Source organism: Trinickia diaoshuihuensis (genome assembly GCF_003390925.1).
GTDB lineage: Bacteria > Pseudomonadota > Gammaproteobacteria > Burkholderiales > Burkholderiaceae > Trinickia > Trinickia diaoshuihuensis.
On the sequence record NZ_QUBS01000029.1, the window covers coordinates 1 to 808 of the forward strand.

Here is an 808-nt window from a genome sequence, read left to right on the forward strand (position 1 = left end):
TATTTGTAAAGATCGTCGCGCGTCTGCATCGTCGGTACGGCCGCCTTCTGCGTGCCGTCGCGACGTACGGTTTCGTAGAAGTTCAACGCCGCCGCGTTCATCGCACGGTAGGCGCCGCAGCAGTAGAGCGCAATATCGACGTTCGCCGAGTTCAATTCGTCGGTCGTAAACAGCGGCGTCGAGCCGAACTCGGTCAGGTTCGCGAGAATCGGCACCTTCACGGCGGCTTTGAACTTGCGGTAGTCGTCGAGCGTGCGCATCGCCTCGGGGAAGATCATATCGGCACCGGCTTCGACATAGGCGATGGCGCGCTCGATGGCCGCATCGATGCCCTCGGCCGCGGCCGCATCGGTGCGCGCCATGATGACGAATTGCTCGTCGGTGCGCGCATCGACGGCGGCTTTCACGCGATCGACCATCTCTTCCTTCGGCACGCATTCCTTGCCGGGGCGATGGCCGCAACGCTTTTGTCCGACTTGATCTTCGATATGCACGGCCGCGACGCCGGCCTTGATGAACGAGCGGATCGTGCGCGCGATGTTGAACGCGCCGCCCCAACCCGTGTCGATGTCGACGAGCAGCGGCAGCGAGCAGGCGTCGGTGATGCGGCGCGCGTCGATCAGCACGTCTTCCATCGTGCTGATGCCCAGATCGGGGATGCCCAGCGAGTTGGCGGCCACGCCGCCGCCCGACAAATAGACGGCTTTGAAGCCGGTCGCCTGCGCCATCTTGGCCGCGTAGGCTGTGATCGCGCCGACGACTTGCAGCGGTTTTTCGTTCGCGACGGCCGCGCGGAACGCCGCGCCGG

1 protein-coding gene is annotated in these 808 nt (G+C 64.6%); it reads right to left on the reverse strand.

Annotation, left to right across the window (positions count from 1 at the left end; all coding sequences use genetic code 11):
- A partial coding sequence (prpB, locus tag DXT59_RS09170) for a methylisocitrate lyase (RefSeq protein ID WP_116136610.1) occupies positions 1 to 808 on the reverse strand: 808 nt, incomplete at both ends.